Origin of the sequence: Benzoatithermus flavus, assembly GCF_037908215.1 — a bacterium.
Classification (GTDB): domain Bacteria; phylum Pseudomonadota; class Alphaproteobacteria; order Geminicoccales; family Geminicoccaceae; genus Benzoatithermus; species Benzoatithermus flavus.
This window is the reverse complement of sequence record NZ_JBBLZC010000001.1, coordinates 431,301-444,434: the sequence shown is the minus strand read 5'-3', so window position 1 is coordinate 444,434 and position 13,134 is coordinate 431,301. Positions and strand designations below refer to the sequence as shown.

At 68.8% G+C, this 13,134-nt stretch carries 12 protein-coding genes; 7 read left to right on the top strand and 5 right to left on the bottom strand.

What is annotated here, in order from left to right; translation table 11 throughout:
• Positions 1-218 precede the first annotated feature (218 nt).
• Entirely contained in the window at positions 219-887 is a 669-nt protein-coding gene (locus U1T56_RS02035) for a Crp/Fnr family transcriptional regulator (RefSeq protein WP_418157753.1), read from the top strand.
• Positions 888-959: 72 nt separating this feature from the next.
• A complete protein-coding gene (locus tag U1T56_RS02030; protein ID WP_418157752.1) occupies positions 960-1,160 on the top strand; it encodes a YgaP family membrane protein in 201 nt (66 codons plus the stop codon).
• A gap of 51 nt (positions 1,161-1,211) precedes the next feature.
• On the opposite strand, the gene U1T56_RS02025 is transcribed toward U1T56_RS02030, so the two are convergent.
• From U1T56_RS02025 to U1T56_RS02015, 3 genes are all read right to left on the bottom strand, one after another.
• The gene (locus tag U1T56_RS02025) at positions 1,212-2,909 is read right to left on the bottom strand and encodes an L-lactate permease (protein ID WP_418157751.1); all 1,698 of its coding nucleotides are present in this window, start codon (positions 2,907-2,909) and stop codon (positions 1,212-1,214) included.
• A gap of 166 nt (positions 2,910-3,075) precedes the next feature.
• Positions 3,076-4,551 (bottom strand): sulfatase family protein, encoded by a 1,476-nt coding sequence (locus tag U1T56_RS02020; RefSeq protein ID WP_418157750.1) that lies wholly within the window; start codon positions 4,549-4,551, stop codon positions 3,076-3,078.
• Positions 4,552-4,795: 244 nt separating this feature from the next.
• The gene (locus U1T56_RS02015) at positions 4,796-6,262 is read right to left on the bottom strand and encodes a sulfatase family protein (RefSeq protein ID WP_418157749.1); all 1,467 of its coding nucleotides are present in this window, start codon (positions 6,260-6,262) and stop codon (positions 4,796-4,798) included.
• 250 nt (positions 6,263-6,512) lie between these two features.
• Here U1T56_RS02015 and U1T56_RS02010 point away from each other — a divergent pair, with 250 nt between their 5' ends.
• Positions 6,513-7,922 carry an arylsulfotransferase family protein gene (locus U1T56_RS02010; protein ID WP_418157748.1) on the top strand — a complete coding sequence of 470 codons (1,410 nt, stop codon included), beginning with the start codon at positions 6,513-6,515 and terminating at the stop codon, positions 7,920-7,922.
• A 24-nt stretch (positions 7,923-7,946) separates the two neighbouring features.
• Here the strand turns inward: U1T56_RS02010 and U1T56_RS02005 are convergent, their stop codons facing one another.
• Positions 7,947-8,288, bottom strand: a complete 342-nt coding sequence (locus tag U1T56_RS02005) for a hypothetical protein (protein ID WP_418157747.1) — start codon at positions 8,286-8,288, stop codon at positions 7,947-7,949.
• 334 nt (positions 8,289-8,622) lie between these two features.
• A complete protein-coding gene (gene aptA / locus U1T56_RS02000; RefSeq protein WP_418157746.1) occupies positions 8,623-9,963 on the bottom strand; it encodes an omega-aminotransferase AptA in 1,341 nt (446 codons plus the stop codon).
• A gap of 188 nt (positions 9,964-10,151) precedes the next feature.
• Between aptA and apaG the strand changes: the two genes are divergently transcribed.
• From apaG to rnhA, 4 genes are all read left to right on the top strand, one after another.
• Positions 10,152-10,544: a Co2+/Mg2+ efflux protein ApaG gene (gene apaG / locus U1T56_RS01995; RefSeq protein ID WP_418157745.1), complete on the top strand. Its 393-nt coding sequence runs from the start codon at positions 10,152-10,154 to the stop codon at positions 10,542-10,544.
• Between the two features lie 65 nt (positions 10,545-10,609).
• Positions 10,610-11,617 (top strand): 4-hydroxy-3-methylbut-2-enyl diphosphate reductase, encoded by a 1,008-nt coding sequence (gene ispH / locus U1T56_RS01990; RefSeq protein ID WP_418157841.1) that lies wholly within the window; start codon positions 10,610-10,612, stop codon positions 11,615-11,617.
• A gap of 52 nt (positions 11,618-11,669) precedes the next feature.
• Positions 11,670-12,632, top strand: coding sequence for a homoserine kinase (locus U1T56_RS01985; RefSeq protein ID WP_418157744.1), 963 nt, complete (start codon positions 11,670-11,672; stop codon positions 12,630-12,632).
• Positions 12,633-12,643: 11 nt separating this feature from the next.
• Complete coding sequence (rnhA, locus tag U1T56_RS01980; RefSeq protein WP_418157743.1) at positions 12,644-13,099, top strand: ribonuclease HI; 456 nt, start codon at positions 12,644-12,646, stop codon at positions 13,097-13,099.
• Positions 13,100-13,134: the final 35 nt, after the last annotated feature.

Below are 13,134 nucleotides of genomic sequence, written 5' to 3'. Positions count from 1 at the left end.
CCCGCTCTCGATCCTCTGCCGCTCGCCGACGGTCCGCATCGGCCGCCGGCCGAGGATGCATCACCCGCATGGCCGGTGGTAGGACCGGAGGCCGGAGCGCGCCATAGACGATGCGCCGCCGGGCGGCAAGGACGGACAGGATGTCGCAGCCGGCCCTGCCATCCACCGCGCTCGGCGCGGCTTGACCGGAAGGGGCGGCTTCTGATGGTGTCGCGGCGATGACGACCGCGCCGTTCTGTCCGCCGCTCCCGGAGCCCGTGCGCCGCCGTGTGCTGGCCGAGGCGGCACCGCTCGCGGTGCCGGCCGGGACGGTCCTGTTCCGGCCGGGCGATGCCTGTACGCTCTATCTCGTGCTGCTCCGGGGCATCGTGCGGGTGCAGCTCGTGAGCGCCACCGGGCACGAGATCGTGCTCTACCGGGTCGAGCCCGGCGAGAGCTGTGTCCTCACCACCGCCTGCCTTCTGGGCCACGACGCTTATGCGGCCGAAGGGGTGGCCGAGACCGCCATCGAGGGTCTCGGGCTCACGCCCTCCCTGTTCGACCGGCTGATCGCGGAATCGGCCGAGTTTCGCAGATTCGTGTTCGCCGGGTTCGGCCGGCGCCTCGCCGACCTCATGCTGCTCGTCAACGAGGTCGCGTTCCGGCGGATCGACGCGCGGCTGGCCGACTGGCTCCTCCACCGGTACGCAGCGGGCGAGGTGGCGATCGGCAGCACGCACCAGGCGATCGCGGTCGAGCTCGGCACGGCGCGGGAGGTGGTGAGCCGCCAGCTCAAGGAGTTCGAGCGGCGGGGGCTCGTGGCGCTCGCCCGCGGCCGGATCGAGCTGCACGATCCGGCGGGCCTGCGTCGGATCGCGCGGCTCGCCGACCGCTCCGGCCGAGCGTGACATAGTCACGGAACGGCATGTTCGTCCGTGCTCTGCTCCTCCTCGCCTGAAGGAAGCGGGGGGAAGAGGACGATGACGCGGAACGTCGGGACCATCGACCGGGTGGTGCGGATCGTGGCGGGGCTCGTGCTGCTGGCGCTGGCGCTGTTCGGCGGGCAGTGGTGGGGCTGGCTTGGCGTCGTGCCCCTGGTGACGGCGCTGGCCGGCTTCTGCCCGGCCTACAGGCTCCTCGGCCTCAGCACCTGTCCGCTGGCGCCGAGGAAGGCGACTTGAGCGGGCGATCCCGCCCCGGGCCGGCAGGGGCCCGAGGCGGGACGTTCCGGCTCACCCCGCGGGCGCGGTCGTGGCCGCCGGCGGCATGGGCGGCACCAGGCGGGTGAACGGGTCGACATAGGCCTGTGCCATCACGAGCAGGCCGACGAGGACGGCGAGCGCGATCGAGTGGAAGAACACGTAGCGCAGGATGCTGCCTTCGTGGCCGTACCAGCGCGTGGCGGTGGAGGCGACGACGATCGACTGGGCGTCGATCATCTTGCCCATGACACCGCCCGAGCTGTTCGCGGCCGCCATCAGCACCGGGTTGAGGCCGAGCTGCTGCGAGGTGACTTTCTGCAGGCCGCCGAACAGCACGTTGGAGGCGGTGTCCGAGCCCGTGAGCGCCACGCCGAGCCAGCCGAGCAGCGTGCCGAAGAGCGGATAGAGCCAGCCGGCCTGGGCAAAGGCGAGGCCCAGCGTGGCGTCGGTGCCCGAGTAGCGGGTGACGTAGCCCAAAGCCAGCATGCAGGCGATCGTGAGCAGCGAATAGCGTACGAGGTAGAGGGTCCGGCCGTACATGCGGATGAGGCCGAGCGGCCCATAGCCCAGGACGAAGCCGGAGATGATCGCCGCCACCAGGATGCCGGAGCCGGTGGCCGAGAGGAGGTTGAGGTTGTAGACCGCGGGTTCCACGGCGGGTGCGGCCACCACGGGCGGCACCTTCTGCACCAGATTGTGCAGGTGCGCCACCGGCAGCTTCGCGATCCAGATTCCATCGAGCCAGGCCTTCACCTGCGGCAGGCCCCACAAGAACACGAGCACGCTCAGGATGATCCAGGGCAGCCACGCCTTCATCACCGCGCCGCGCGATGTGACGTCGGCCGGGCGCGCGTGCGGCTCCTCGGGCCGGGACGACCAGTCGCGCGGGGTCTCGGTCATGACCTTGCGCGGATGCCAGACGCGCAGGAAAAGGGCGAGGCAGCCCATGGAGACGATCGCCGCCACGACGTCCACGAGCCACGGCCCGTGAAAGTTCGAGACCAGATATTGCGGGATCGCGAAGGCCACACCGGCGACGAGAAGGGCGGGCCAGACCTCGATCATGCCCCGGAAGCCGACGAAGGCCCAGATCAGCCAGAACGGCACGATCACCGAGAAGAAGGGGAGCTGGCGGCCGATCATGGCCGAGAGCTCCTGGAGGTCGAGCCCGGTCACGGCGGAGAGTGCTATGACGGGCGTGCCGAGGGCGCCGTAGGCCACGGGTGCCGTGTTCGCGATCAGGGACAGGCCCGAGGCCGCGAGCGGCGAGAACCCGAGGCCGATCAGCATGGCCGCCGTCACCGCCACGGGCGTGCCGAAGCCCGCCGCACCCTCGAAGAAGGCGCCGAAGCTGAAGGCGATGAACAGGAGCTGCAACCGGCGGTCGTCCGAGATGCCGCGGATGCTGCGTTGCAGAACGTCGAACTCGCCCTTCTTGCTGGTGAGCTGATAAAGGAAGATGACGTTCAGGATGATCCAGCCGATCGGCCACAGGCCGTAGCCGGCGCCGTAGACCGCGGCCATGCCGGCCATGCCGGCCGGCATGCCGAAGCCCACGATCGCGACCAGGAGCGCTGCGGCGAGGCCGAGGATGGCCGCGATGTGCGCCTTGATCTCGAGGATGCCGATGGCACCCAGGAGGACCACGACCGGGATCGCGGCCACGATGGTCGAGAGCACCATGCTCCCGGTAGGATTATAAACTTGCGCCCAGACCTGGGGCTCCATCACTGTTCCTCCCAATGGACGACGAGGCGAGGAGGGTGCCGGAGCCCGTGCCCCCGGCCTCGGTCGTGCCTTCTGCTACACCTTCCCGCGAGCGTGCGGGAGAGGCGCTGGCGGGCCGTTCCGAGATCGGTGCTGCGGAGGACCGGCCGGAAGGCCGGTGCAGGACTCAACCTTTGGTGGCGCCTTCCGAGGCGGCCACCGGCATCGTCGTCGGCTCGACCGATCGATCCTCGAGCTCGCGGCAGTTCGTCGCGGCGCAGTTCCTGAGCTCGGCGAGCCTGGTCGCGAGGGCCTGGAGGAGAGCGGGGTCCGCCGTCTCCGCCCGGTTGTCGAGCTGCCAGGGGTCGTGGGCGAGATCGTAGAGCTCGCGCTCGCCGGTGCCGTACTCGATATAGGTGTAGCGTTCGGTGCGGATGGCGTCGAACACGGCCTTGCCGCTTATCTCATGCGTCTCCATCTCGCGCCGCTCGAGGAGGAAGCTCTTGCGCCAGGGCACGTCGCGGCCGGCGAGCAGCGGCAGGAAGGAGCGCCCGTCGACGAAGCCGGGTGCGGTGGCTCCGCCTATCTCGGCGAAGGTGGGGGCGAGATCGTTGTTCAGCACCATCTGCCCGATGCGCACCCCCTTGGGCACACCGGGGCCGCGCACGATCAGCGGCACGTGGATGTCCTCCTCGTAGGCGCTGGTCTTGCCGACGAACAGGCGGTGCTGGCCCATGTGGAAGCCGTTGTCGGAGCTGTAGACGACGTAGGTGTCGTCGAGCCGGCCGACATCACGCAGCGCCTCGACCACCGTTTCGACCATGTCGTCGACCGCGCGCAAGGCGCGCAGCCGGTCGCGGTGGTGCGCGGTCAGTGCTTCCTTCTGCCAGGGCTCGAGCGGCGGCAGGTCGCGCACGTAAGAGGGCTTGTCGCTCACGTCGGCCTCGTCGAACGAGGGCGGGCGTGGCAGGGGCTCGTCCTCGTAGGCCTTCGCATAGCGCGGTGCAGGGGTCGCCGGGCTGTGCGGGTCGTAAGGGGCGATGTAGAGGAAGAGCGGCTCGTCGGGACCGGCCTTGCGGATGGTCGCCGCGGCCTTGCGTGCGAGCACGTCCGTCAGATGATCCTCGGGCTTCTGGCCGTAGGCTTTGATCCTGCCGTTCTCGTTGAGCGTGTAGTTGAAGTTCGCGAACTTCCCGCCGACTCCGTACCACTCGTCCCAGCCCGGCAGAGGCTCGTGCTTCTCCGGCTCGTAGCCGTTCATGAGCTTGCCGAAGAAGGCGGTATGGTAGCCGGCGCCGTCGAGCCAGGTGGCAATGGTCGAGCTCTCCGTGCCCATCGCACGGAACTTCTCGTAGCCGCCGGTCGGCCACTCGTTGCCCTCGATCCGGTGGTTGTGCGGGTACTGGCCGCGCATGATCGTGGCGCGCGACGGGCAGCAGAAGGAGTAGCTCACGAAATAGTTCGTGAAGACCACGCCCTGGTCCTCGAGGAGAGTCTTGGTCTTCTTCATCACCCGGTGCGAGGCCAGATCCTCGTCGTCGGTGAGGATCAGGACGATGCTGGGTTTCCTGGCCGGTGCTGCCGAAGTGCTGCCGGCGAACGACAGACCCAGAGCCAGAAGGACGAGCGCCAGCAGCCTCGTGCGGCGACGGAAGAGCGGCATGATCCACGTTCCCGTGCTGGGCGCCGGTCGGGTGCAGCGCCCGGTTGTCGTCACCTGCCGCGTCACGCGAGCCGGGCTCGGCTCGGGCGGTCGTGTTCCCCGCGAACGACGCGATCCATGCCGGAGCGGGATGCCTCGCAGGCTCCCGGTCACGGCAGGAGTAACATGCGCACGGCGAGGACCAGGGTCGAGGCGCATCGCGTCGCAGCGGCAGCGTTCCGGGTGCGATGCAATCGCCTGTCGCTCATTTCTGCGCCGACGGTGACCACATCGGCTCGATCCGCTGGTCCTCGAGCTCCTGGCAGTTGTAGGAGGCGCAGCTCGTGAGCTCGGCCAGGCGCCGGGTCAGCGAGTTCAGGAGAGCCGGATCGACCTGGTCGATGCGGTTGACGAGCTCGAACGGGTCGCGGTTCAGGTCGTAATATTCCGTCTCGCCGGTGCCGTAGCGGATCAGGATCGAATCGGCGGTACGGATCGCATCGAAGATCGCTGGCCCCGTGATCTCGTGTGTCTCCATCTCGCGCCGCTCGATCAGGAAGCTCCGGCGCCAGGGGAGCTTCCCGTCATGGAGCAGCGGCAGGAAGGAGCGCCCGTCGACGAAGCCGGGCGGTTCGACACCCGCCATGGCGGCGAAGGTGGGGGCGAGATCGTTGTTGAGCACGAGCTGGTCGCGCTTCTCCCCGGCCGGCACGCCGGGTCCGCGCACGATCAGCGGCGCGCGGATGTCCTCCTCGTAGGCCGTGGTCTTGCCGACGAACAGCCGGTGCTGACCCATGTGGAAGCCGTTGTCGGAGCTGTAGACGAGATAGGTCCGCCCGATCTGTCCGGTCGCCTCGAGCGCCTTCACGATCCGCTCGACCGTGTCGTCGACCGACTGCAGCGAGCGCAGGCGGTCGCGGTAGTGCTCCTCGATCGCCTTCTTCTGCCATTCGGCGAGCCGCGGGGTCTTGCGGATCGCCGCGGGCTTGTCACCGACGTCGGGCTCGTCGAACGAGGGCGGCTTCGGCATCGCGACATCGGCGAACAGGCCCTCGTGGCGCGGGGCCGGAGTCGCCGGGCTGTGCGGGTTGTAGGGAGCCACGATCATGAACAGCGGCTGTTCGTGGGCGGCCGCCCGCTCGATGATCCCCACCGCTTCGGTCCCGAGCACGTCCGTGAGGTAATCCTCCGGCGCGTTGCCGTGACGAATCAGCTCGCCGTTGTGGTTGATGGTGTAGTTGTAGTTCGAGAAGGTGCCGCCGGTGACGAACCACTCGTCCCAGCCGGGTGCCGGCTCGTGTCTCTCGGGCAGGTAGCCGTTCAGGTATTTGCCGAGGAGCGCGGTGCGATAGCCCGCGGCGTGAAGCCAGGTGGCGATGGTCGAGCTCTCGTGGCCCAGGGCGCGGAATTTCTCGAACCCGCCCGTCGGCCATTCGTTGCCCTCGATGCGATGGTTGTGGGGGTACTGGCCGCGGAGGATGGTGGCGCGCGACGGACAGCAGAAGGAGTAGCTCACGAAGAAGTTCCCGAAGCTCACCCCCTGCTCCTCGACGAGCGCTCGGGTCTTCGGCATGTAGGCGTGCGAGGCCAGATCCTCGTCGTCGGAGAGGATCAGGACGATGTTGGGGCGGAAGAAAGAGGCGGCCGGTTCGGTCGCTGTGGCTGCGGCAGGGGCGATGGCGGCCAGGAGCCAGAGAAGCGTGAGCGGGATCGGGCGGCCCGGATGGAGCATGGCGTGACCTCCGGATTCGTGCGGTGCTGCCTGCCGAGCAGGCGACCGGCAGGTACGGTTGCAAAGACGGAGACGGCTTGCGGGAATAAGGCTTCTCATCGGGACGTCTGGAAAACGCTCCTCGTCCCGGCACTGCCACGCCTGGATGACAGGCTTGCGCCGGTGGCGAGGAACCGCCTTCCATCTTCGGCGATTGAACCAGAGTTTTCCCGTCCGGCGGACGGGCTGATGACCAACGACGGTGATCTCGATGCCTGCGCGTTCGGAAAGTTTCGGCAAGGCCGCCTACATCGCCACCTGCTTCGCTGCGATCGGCTTTCTGAGCTTCGTGGCCGGCAGCGTCGCGACCTTGAGCGAGAGCAGGCCCGGACGCGTGGTCGAGGACGCCTATCGCGCCGGCACGGCTCTCTACAGCAAGCTCACCCAGTACCGCGATCCGCTCCAGTTCGATCTCTGGCGGCCGGCGCGTACCGAGGCACGCGGCACCACGGTCTACGTGCCGGGCAAGGTGCAGCCGGGCCTCACACTCTACACCTCGGGCCATGCACCCAAAGCTTTCCTGATCGACATGGAGGGGCGCATCGTCCAGGAATGGGGCGTACCGTTCAGCGCCATCTGGGACAAGTCGGCGGCGGTCAGGGCGCCGCAGCCCGACAGCCACGTCTACATCGAGAAGGCGGTGCCCTATCCCAACGGCGATCTCCTCGCGATCTACGTCGCGGTCGGCGACACGCCCTGGGGCTACGGCCTCGTCAAGATGGACAAGGATTCGAAGGTCATCTGGAAGTATCTCGCCCACGCGCACCACGATGTCAGCATCGCACCCGACGGGCGGATCTTCGCGCTGACCCAGGAGATCGGCAAGGACGACATCCCGCAGTTCCCGCACCTCAAGGCACCGCGCGTCGACGATTATGTCACGATTCTCTCGCCCGACGGTAAGGAGCTGAAGAAGATCCGGATCATCGACATGGTGTTGCGCTCGCCTTACGCGCGGCTCCTCGACATGGTGCCGTGGTACGTCTCGAAGGGCGCGGGCGACTATCTCCACACCAACGCGATCGAGGTGCTCGACGGCTCGGCCGCCTCCAAGCTGCCGCAGGCCAATGCCGGGCGCGTGCTCCTGTCGTTCCGCGAGATCAGCACGATCGCGATCATGGACGTGGAGCGCGAGGAGATCGTCTGGGCGATGCGTGGGCCCTGGCTGCGCCAGCACGACCCCGACCTCCTGCCCAACGGCAACATCCTCCTGTTCGACAACCAGGGCGGGGCGGGCAACCCCGGCGGCATGACCCGTGTGCTCGAGATCGACCCGCAGACGCAGCAGATCGTCTGGAGCTATGCCGGCACGCCCGAGCATCCCTTCGAGAGCGAGGTGCGCTCCTCGCAGGAGCGGCTCGCGAACGGCAACACGCTGATCACGGAATCGGACGGCGGCCGGCTGTTCGAGGTGACGCCGGACGGCCAGATCGTGTGGAACTGGGTCAACCCGGTCCGGGCCAAGCGGGCCAAGGACAAGCAGGAAGTGATCCCGATCGTTTCCTGGGCGCAGCGCATCGATCCAGCCATGTTCGACCCAGGGCTTGCTTGGGAGCCCTTGACGCCGGGGGCGAACCACGCGAGCGTCGGCCACCCGGCCGATGCCGATGCGGGCGGCTGATCCCGGACGAGGTGCTGGAGGGGCTCAGCGGCCCTTGGCGACGAGGCGGCGCGTGTTGGCGTCGTACTCGTAAATGCTGGGCGGTCGCCAGTCGCCGACGGCCGCTGGCAGGACCGGGTTCTCGTGCGCGAGCTTGCTCTCGCCGAACTCGCATACCCAGGAGCGGGTCTCGTGAGCCCGGGTCTGGCCGAGAAAACCGCCGATGACGAGGCAATGGACGTTCGGCGCGGTGCCGAACCAGAGCCGGTCGTTCGCCGTCTGGACGAGGCCCCAGACATAGGCCTCGTTGGTCTTGGGCGCCCCCCTCGAGGACAGGTGCCGTCCGGGCCGAGCGCCGGATGGTCCTTGCCGATTCCGGCAAAGCACTCGTCCGGATCGGCCTTGGCGAGCAGGCGGTTGGTGAAGGCCGGCACCGGCTCCGGCATGAGCCGCTTGCCGGCCAGGAGATTTCGGGTGACCGCGTCGGCGGCCGCGACACCCGTGCTGCCGGCCGCGAGGCATGCGGCAGCCAGAAATGCCAGGGGCTTCCAGCGCCCTCGCCTGAGCATGACGTTCCCCCTGCAGATTGTGCCGCCTGGTGCCGGTCATCGCTCTCGCGATGACCGGGCGTTCAGCTATGGCCGAGCCGGGCTGGGCAGATCTGTAGCAGGGGTTGAAAAATGGCAAAATCGCAACGCGCGAAAGATGAACTCCGGCCGCCTCACTCGAGCTCGTCGAGGGTCTCGCCGAGACGGTCCATGATCTGGTCGATCTCCTCGCGCGTCACGATCAGCGGCGGCGACATGGCGATCGTGTCGCCGGTGATGCGGATCATCAGCCCCTTGTCGCAGGCCTTGAGCATGGCGTCGTAGCCGCGCTCGCCGGGCTTGCCGGGGCGGGCGCTCAGCTCGACGGCACCCATGAGGCCGATGTTGCGGATGTCGATGACGTTGGGCTTGCCGCGCAGCGCGTGCAGCCGCTCCTCCCAGTAGGGAGCGAGCTCGGCCGCGCGCTCGAACAGGCCCTCCTCCTTGTAGGTCTCGAGCGTGGCGAGCGCCGCGGCGCAGGCGAGCGGATGGGCGGAGTAGGTGTAGCCGTGGAAGAGTTCGATCGCCTTCTCGGGGCCCGCACCCTCGCCGTTCACGATGGCGTCGTAGACGTGCTTCCTGGCCATCACGGCACCCATCGGCACGGTACCGGAGGTCAGGCCTTTGGCGGTGGTGACGAGGTCCGGCTGCACGCCGAAATATTCGGCCGCCGAGGAGGCGCCGAGCCGGCCGTAGGCCGTGATCACCTCGTCGAAGATCAGAAGGATGCCGTGCTTTTCCGTGATCGCGCGCAGGCGCTCGAGATAGCCCTTGGGCGGCGGGTAGACGCCGATCGAGCCCGCCACCGGCTCGACGATCACGGCGGCGATGGTGGAGGCGTCGTGCAGGGCGATGATGCGCTCGAGATTGTCCGCGAGCTCCGCCCCGTGCTCGGGCTGGCCGCGGCTGAAGCGGTTCTTCTCGAGGTCGAGCGTGTGCGGCAGGTGATCGACGCCGGTGAGCAGCGAGCCGAAATACATCCTGTTCTTGACGATGCCGCCGACCGAGATGCCGCCGAAGCCGACCCCGTGATAGCCGCGCTCGCGGCCGATCAGGCGGGTGCGCGTTCCCTGGCCGATCGCGCGTTGGTAGGCGAGAGCGATCTTGAGCGCGGTGTCGACCGACTCCGAGCCCGAGTTCGTGAAGAAGGCATGGTCGAGATCGCCCGGAAACAGGTTGGCGAGCCGGGACGCGAGCTGGAACGCGAGCGGGTGGCCCCACTGGAAGGTGGGGGCGAAGTCGAGCTCGGCCGCCTGGCGTTGGATCGCCTCGACGATTCTCGACCGGGCGTGGCCGGCATTGCAGCACCACAGGCCCGCGGTGGCATCGATGAGGCGGCGGCCGTCGGTGAGCGTGTAGTACATGCCTTCGGCACGCGCGATCAGGCGCGGATGCGCCTTGAAGTGCCGGTTGGCCGTGAACGGCATCCAGAACGCCTCGAGATCGTTCGGCGCCGCCAGCTCTTTCGTCAGCATGTCGAGATACCTCTCCCTGAACCGTGGCGCATCTTGAGTCGCGGCCTCTGCCCCTGTCAACGCGAGCCGGAGCGCAGGCCGTCATGCGGCAGCGGCGTGCCGGGCCGCTGCGCATCTCCCCAAGCAGGCGGGACAGCGCTATGGTACATGGCCCATCCGCGAGGCATCACGATCGGCAGGCGTCGACCATGTACACCGCCATCACCCGCTCGATCCAGGTGAGCGTCGAGCCGTTCTACCTCGCCGAGCAGTCCGAGCCCGAGAAGGAGCGCTGGGTGTTCGGCTACCGTGTTTTGATCGAGAACCGCGGCAGCGAGCCCGTGCAGCTCCTCACGCGCCACTGGCGGATCACCGACGGGCGTGGCCGCATGGTCGAGGTGCGCGGCGAGGGTGTCGTCGGCGAGCAGCCGCGCCTGGAGCCCGGCGAGAGCTTCCAGTACACGAGCGGCACGCCCCTGCCCACGCCGAGCGGCATCATGGTCGGGAGCTACCAGATGGTGACCGACGGCGGCGAGCGCTTCGACATCGCGATCCCCGCCTTCTCGCTCGATGCGCCGGAGGTGCGCGGCCGGGTGAACTGAGCCCGCCCGTGCCCGAGGTGCGCGGTCGGCGCCCTCGCCTCGGCGCCGCCTTTGTGCTAGGCACGCTGCCGCACCGCCTTTCCCCGCCAGCTTCCGCGAGAGCCTCGCCTTTGCCCGACAGTCCACGCTCCCCGCTCACGATCCTGCTCGCCCGCCCGCGCGGCTTCTGCGCCGGCGTCGACCGCGCCATCGCGATCGTCAAGGAGGCGCTGCGCCGCCACGGGCCGCCGGTTTATGTCCGGCACGAGATCGTGCACAACCGCTACGTGGTCGAGGAGCTCAGGGCGATGGGGGCGGTGTTCGTCGACGAGCTCGACGAGGTGCCGGACGACGGTCTCGTCGTGTTCTCGGCCCACGGCGTGCCCAAGGAGGTGCCGGCCGAGGCGCGCCGGCGCCGACTGCTGTTCGCCGATGCGACCTGCCCCCTCGTTTCGAAGGTGCACCGCGAGGTCGAGCGGCACCACAAAGACGGGCGCACCGTGCTCCTGATCGGCCATGCCGGCCATCCCGAGGTGATCGGCACGATGGGCCAGGTGCCGCCGGGCTCGGTGCTCCTGGTCGAGACCGTGACCGATGCGGAGGCCGTGAGCGTTCCCGATCCCGCGCGGGTGGCCTACTCCACCCAGACCACGCTCTCGGTCGCCGACACGGCCGAGATCGTGGCGACCTTGCGCCGCCGCTTCCCGCAGATCGCGGGGCCGCGCAACGAGGACATCTGCTACGCCACCACCAACCGGCAGCAGGCCGTGGCGGCGATCGCCCCCAGGGTCGACCTGTTCCTGATCGTGGGTGCCCGGAACTCCTCGAACTCGATGCGGCTCGTCGAGGTGGCGCAGCGGCACGGCCGTGCCCGGGCCGAGCTGATCGGCACCGCCGAGGACATCGACTGGGGCTGGCTCGAAGGGGTGAGGACGCTCGGTCTCTCGGCCGGCGCTTCGGCACCCGAGATCCTGGTCGAGCAGGTGATCGCGGCCTGCCGCGAGCGCTTCGCCGTCACGGTCGAGGACGTGCGCCTGACCGAGGAGAACGTCTCGTTCAAGGTGCCGCCGATCCCGCTCAGGAAGGCCTCCTGAGGAACCCTCCGCTTCCAGCCAACGATCCCATCGAGACAGCGCCGAGCCAGCCATGGCGGTCTATACCGACGTCCCACCCGAGGCGCTGCACGCCTTCCTCGCCGACTACGATCTCGGAGCCGTAAGGAGCCTCAAGGGCATCACCGAGGGGGTCGAGAACTCGAACTTCCTGCTCGAGACCGAGCGCGGCCGCTACATCCTCACGATCTACGAGAAGCGGGTCGATCCCGCCGATCTGCCGTTCTTCCTCGGCCTCATGGAGCATCTCGCCCGGCACGGGCTGCCCTGTCCGCTCCCGGTCCATGCCAGGGACGGGCAGGCGCTGCGCCGTATCCTCGGCAAGCCCGCCGCCATCGTGAGCTTCCTCGAAGGGCGCTGGCCGCGGCGGATCGAGGCCGGGCACTGCACAGCGCTCGGCGAGGCGCTGGCGGCCTTGCACCTCGCCGCCGCCGACTTCGGGCTCCGCCGCCCGAACGCGCTCTCGTTCGCGGGCTGGCGGGCGCTGTTCGCGGGCTGCCGCGGCAAGGCCGATGCGATCCTGCCCGGCCTCGAGGCCGAGATCGCGACCGAGCTCGAGGAACTCGCCCGGCTCTGGCCGAACGACCTGCCGGCGGGCGTGATCCATGCCGACCTGTTCCCGGACAACGTCTTCTTCGCGGGGGACAAGGTCACCGGGATCATCGACTTCTACTTCGCCTGCAACGACCTTCTGGCCTACGACGTCGCCATCTGCCTCAATGCCTGGTGCTTCGAGCAGGACGGCTCGTTCAACGTGACCAAGGCGAAGGCGCTGCTCCAGGGCTACCGCCAGCGGCGGCCGCTCTCGCCCGACGAGGTCGCGGCCCTGCCGGTGCTGGCGCGGGGCTCGGCGCTGCGCTTCCTCATGACCCGGCTCTACGACTGGCTGCACCAGGTCGAAGGAGCGCTCGTCAAGCCCAAGGACCCGCGCGAGTATCTGCGAAAGCTCCGCTTCCACCGCGGTGTGGCCGGCCCTAGGGCCTACGGCCTCGGCTGAGCGGCACGTGCATGGCGGACGAAGACGACGTCGTCGAGATCCACACCGACGGGGCCTGCAGCGGCAATCCCGGCCCCGGCGGCTGGGGAGCGATCCTGAGCTGGCACGGCAGGGAGAAGGAGCTCTCCGGGGCCGAGCCGCTCACCACCAACAACCGCATGGAGCTCACCGCCGCGATCGAGGCGCTGGAGGCGCTGAAGCGGCCGATGCGGGTGCGCCTTTGGACCGACAGCGAGTATCTCCGGCAGGGGATCACGACCTGGCTCGAGGGCTGGCGCGCGCGCGGCTGGCGCACGGCCGACAGGAAGCCCGTGAAGAACCAGGACTTGTGGGAGCGCCTGGATGCGGCGCAGCGGCGGCACCGGGTCGAATGGCGCTGGCTCAAGGGCCATGCCGGCCATGCCGAGAACGAGCGCGCCGACCGGCTCGCGCGAGACGCGATCAAGAGGCTGATGGAGCGGCAGTAGGGGCGGTGGCTCTCGCCGTTGGGAGCCGCTATCGC

Coding starts and splice junctions, on each gene's coding strand:
- U1T56_RS02010 (WP_418157748.1), top strand. CDS start 6,513: ATGCCTGCGCGTTCGGAAAGTTTCGGCAAGGCCGCCTACATCGCCACC.
- aptA (WP_418157746.1), bottom strand. CDS start 9,963: ATGCTGACGAAAGAGCTGGCGGCGCCGAACGATCTCGAGGCGTTCTGG.
- U1T56_RS02030 (WP_418157752.1), top strand. CDS start 960: ATGACGCGGAACGTCGGGACCATCGACCGGGTGGTGCGGATCGTGGCG.
- apaG (WP_418157745.1), top strand. CDS start 10,152: ATGTACACCGCCATCACCCGCTCGATCCAGGTGAGCGTCGAGCCGTTC.
- U1T56_RS02025 (WP_418157751.1), bottom strand. CDS start 2,909: ATGGAGCCCCAGGTCTGGGCGCAAGTTTATAATCCTACCGGGAGCATG.
- rnhA (WP_418157743.1), top strand. CDS start 12,644: ATGGCGGACGAAGACGACGTCGTCGAGATCCACACCGACGGGGCCTGC.
- U1T56_RS02035 (WP_418157753.1), top strand. CDS start 219: ATGACGACCGCGCCGTTCTGTCCGCCGCTCCCGGAGCCCGTGCGCCGC.
- U1T56_RS02015 (WP_418157749.1), bottom strand. CDS start 6,262: ATGCTCCATCCGGGCCGCCCGATCCCGCTCACGCTTCTCTGGCTCCTG.
- U1T56_RS01985 (WP_418157744.1), top strand. CDS start 11,670: ATGGCGGTCTATACCGACGTCCCACCCGAGGCGCTGCACGCCTTCCTC.
- U1T56_RS02020 (WP_418157750.1), bottom strand. CDS start 4,551: ATGCCGCTCTTCCGTCGCCGCACGAGGCTGCTGGCGCTCGTCCTTCTG.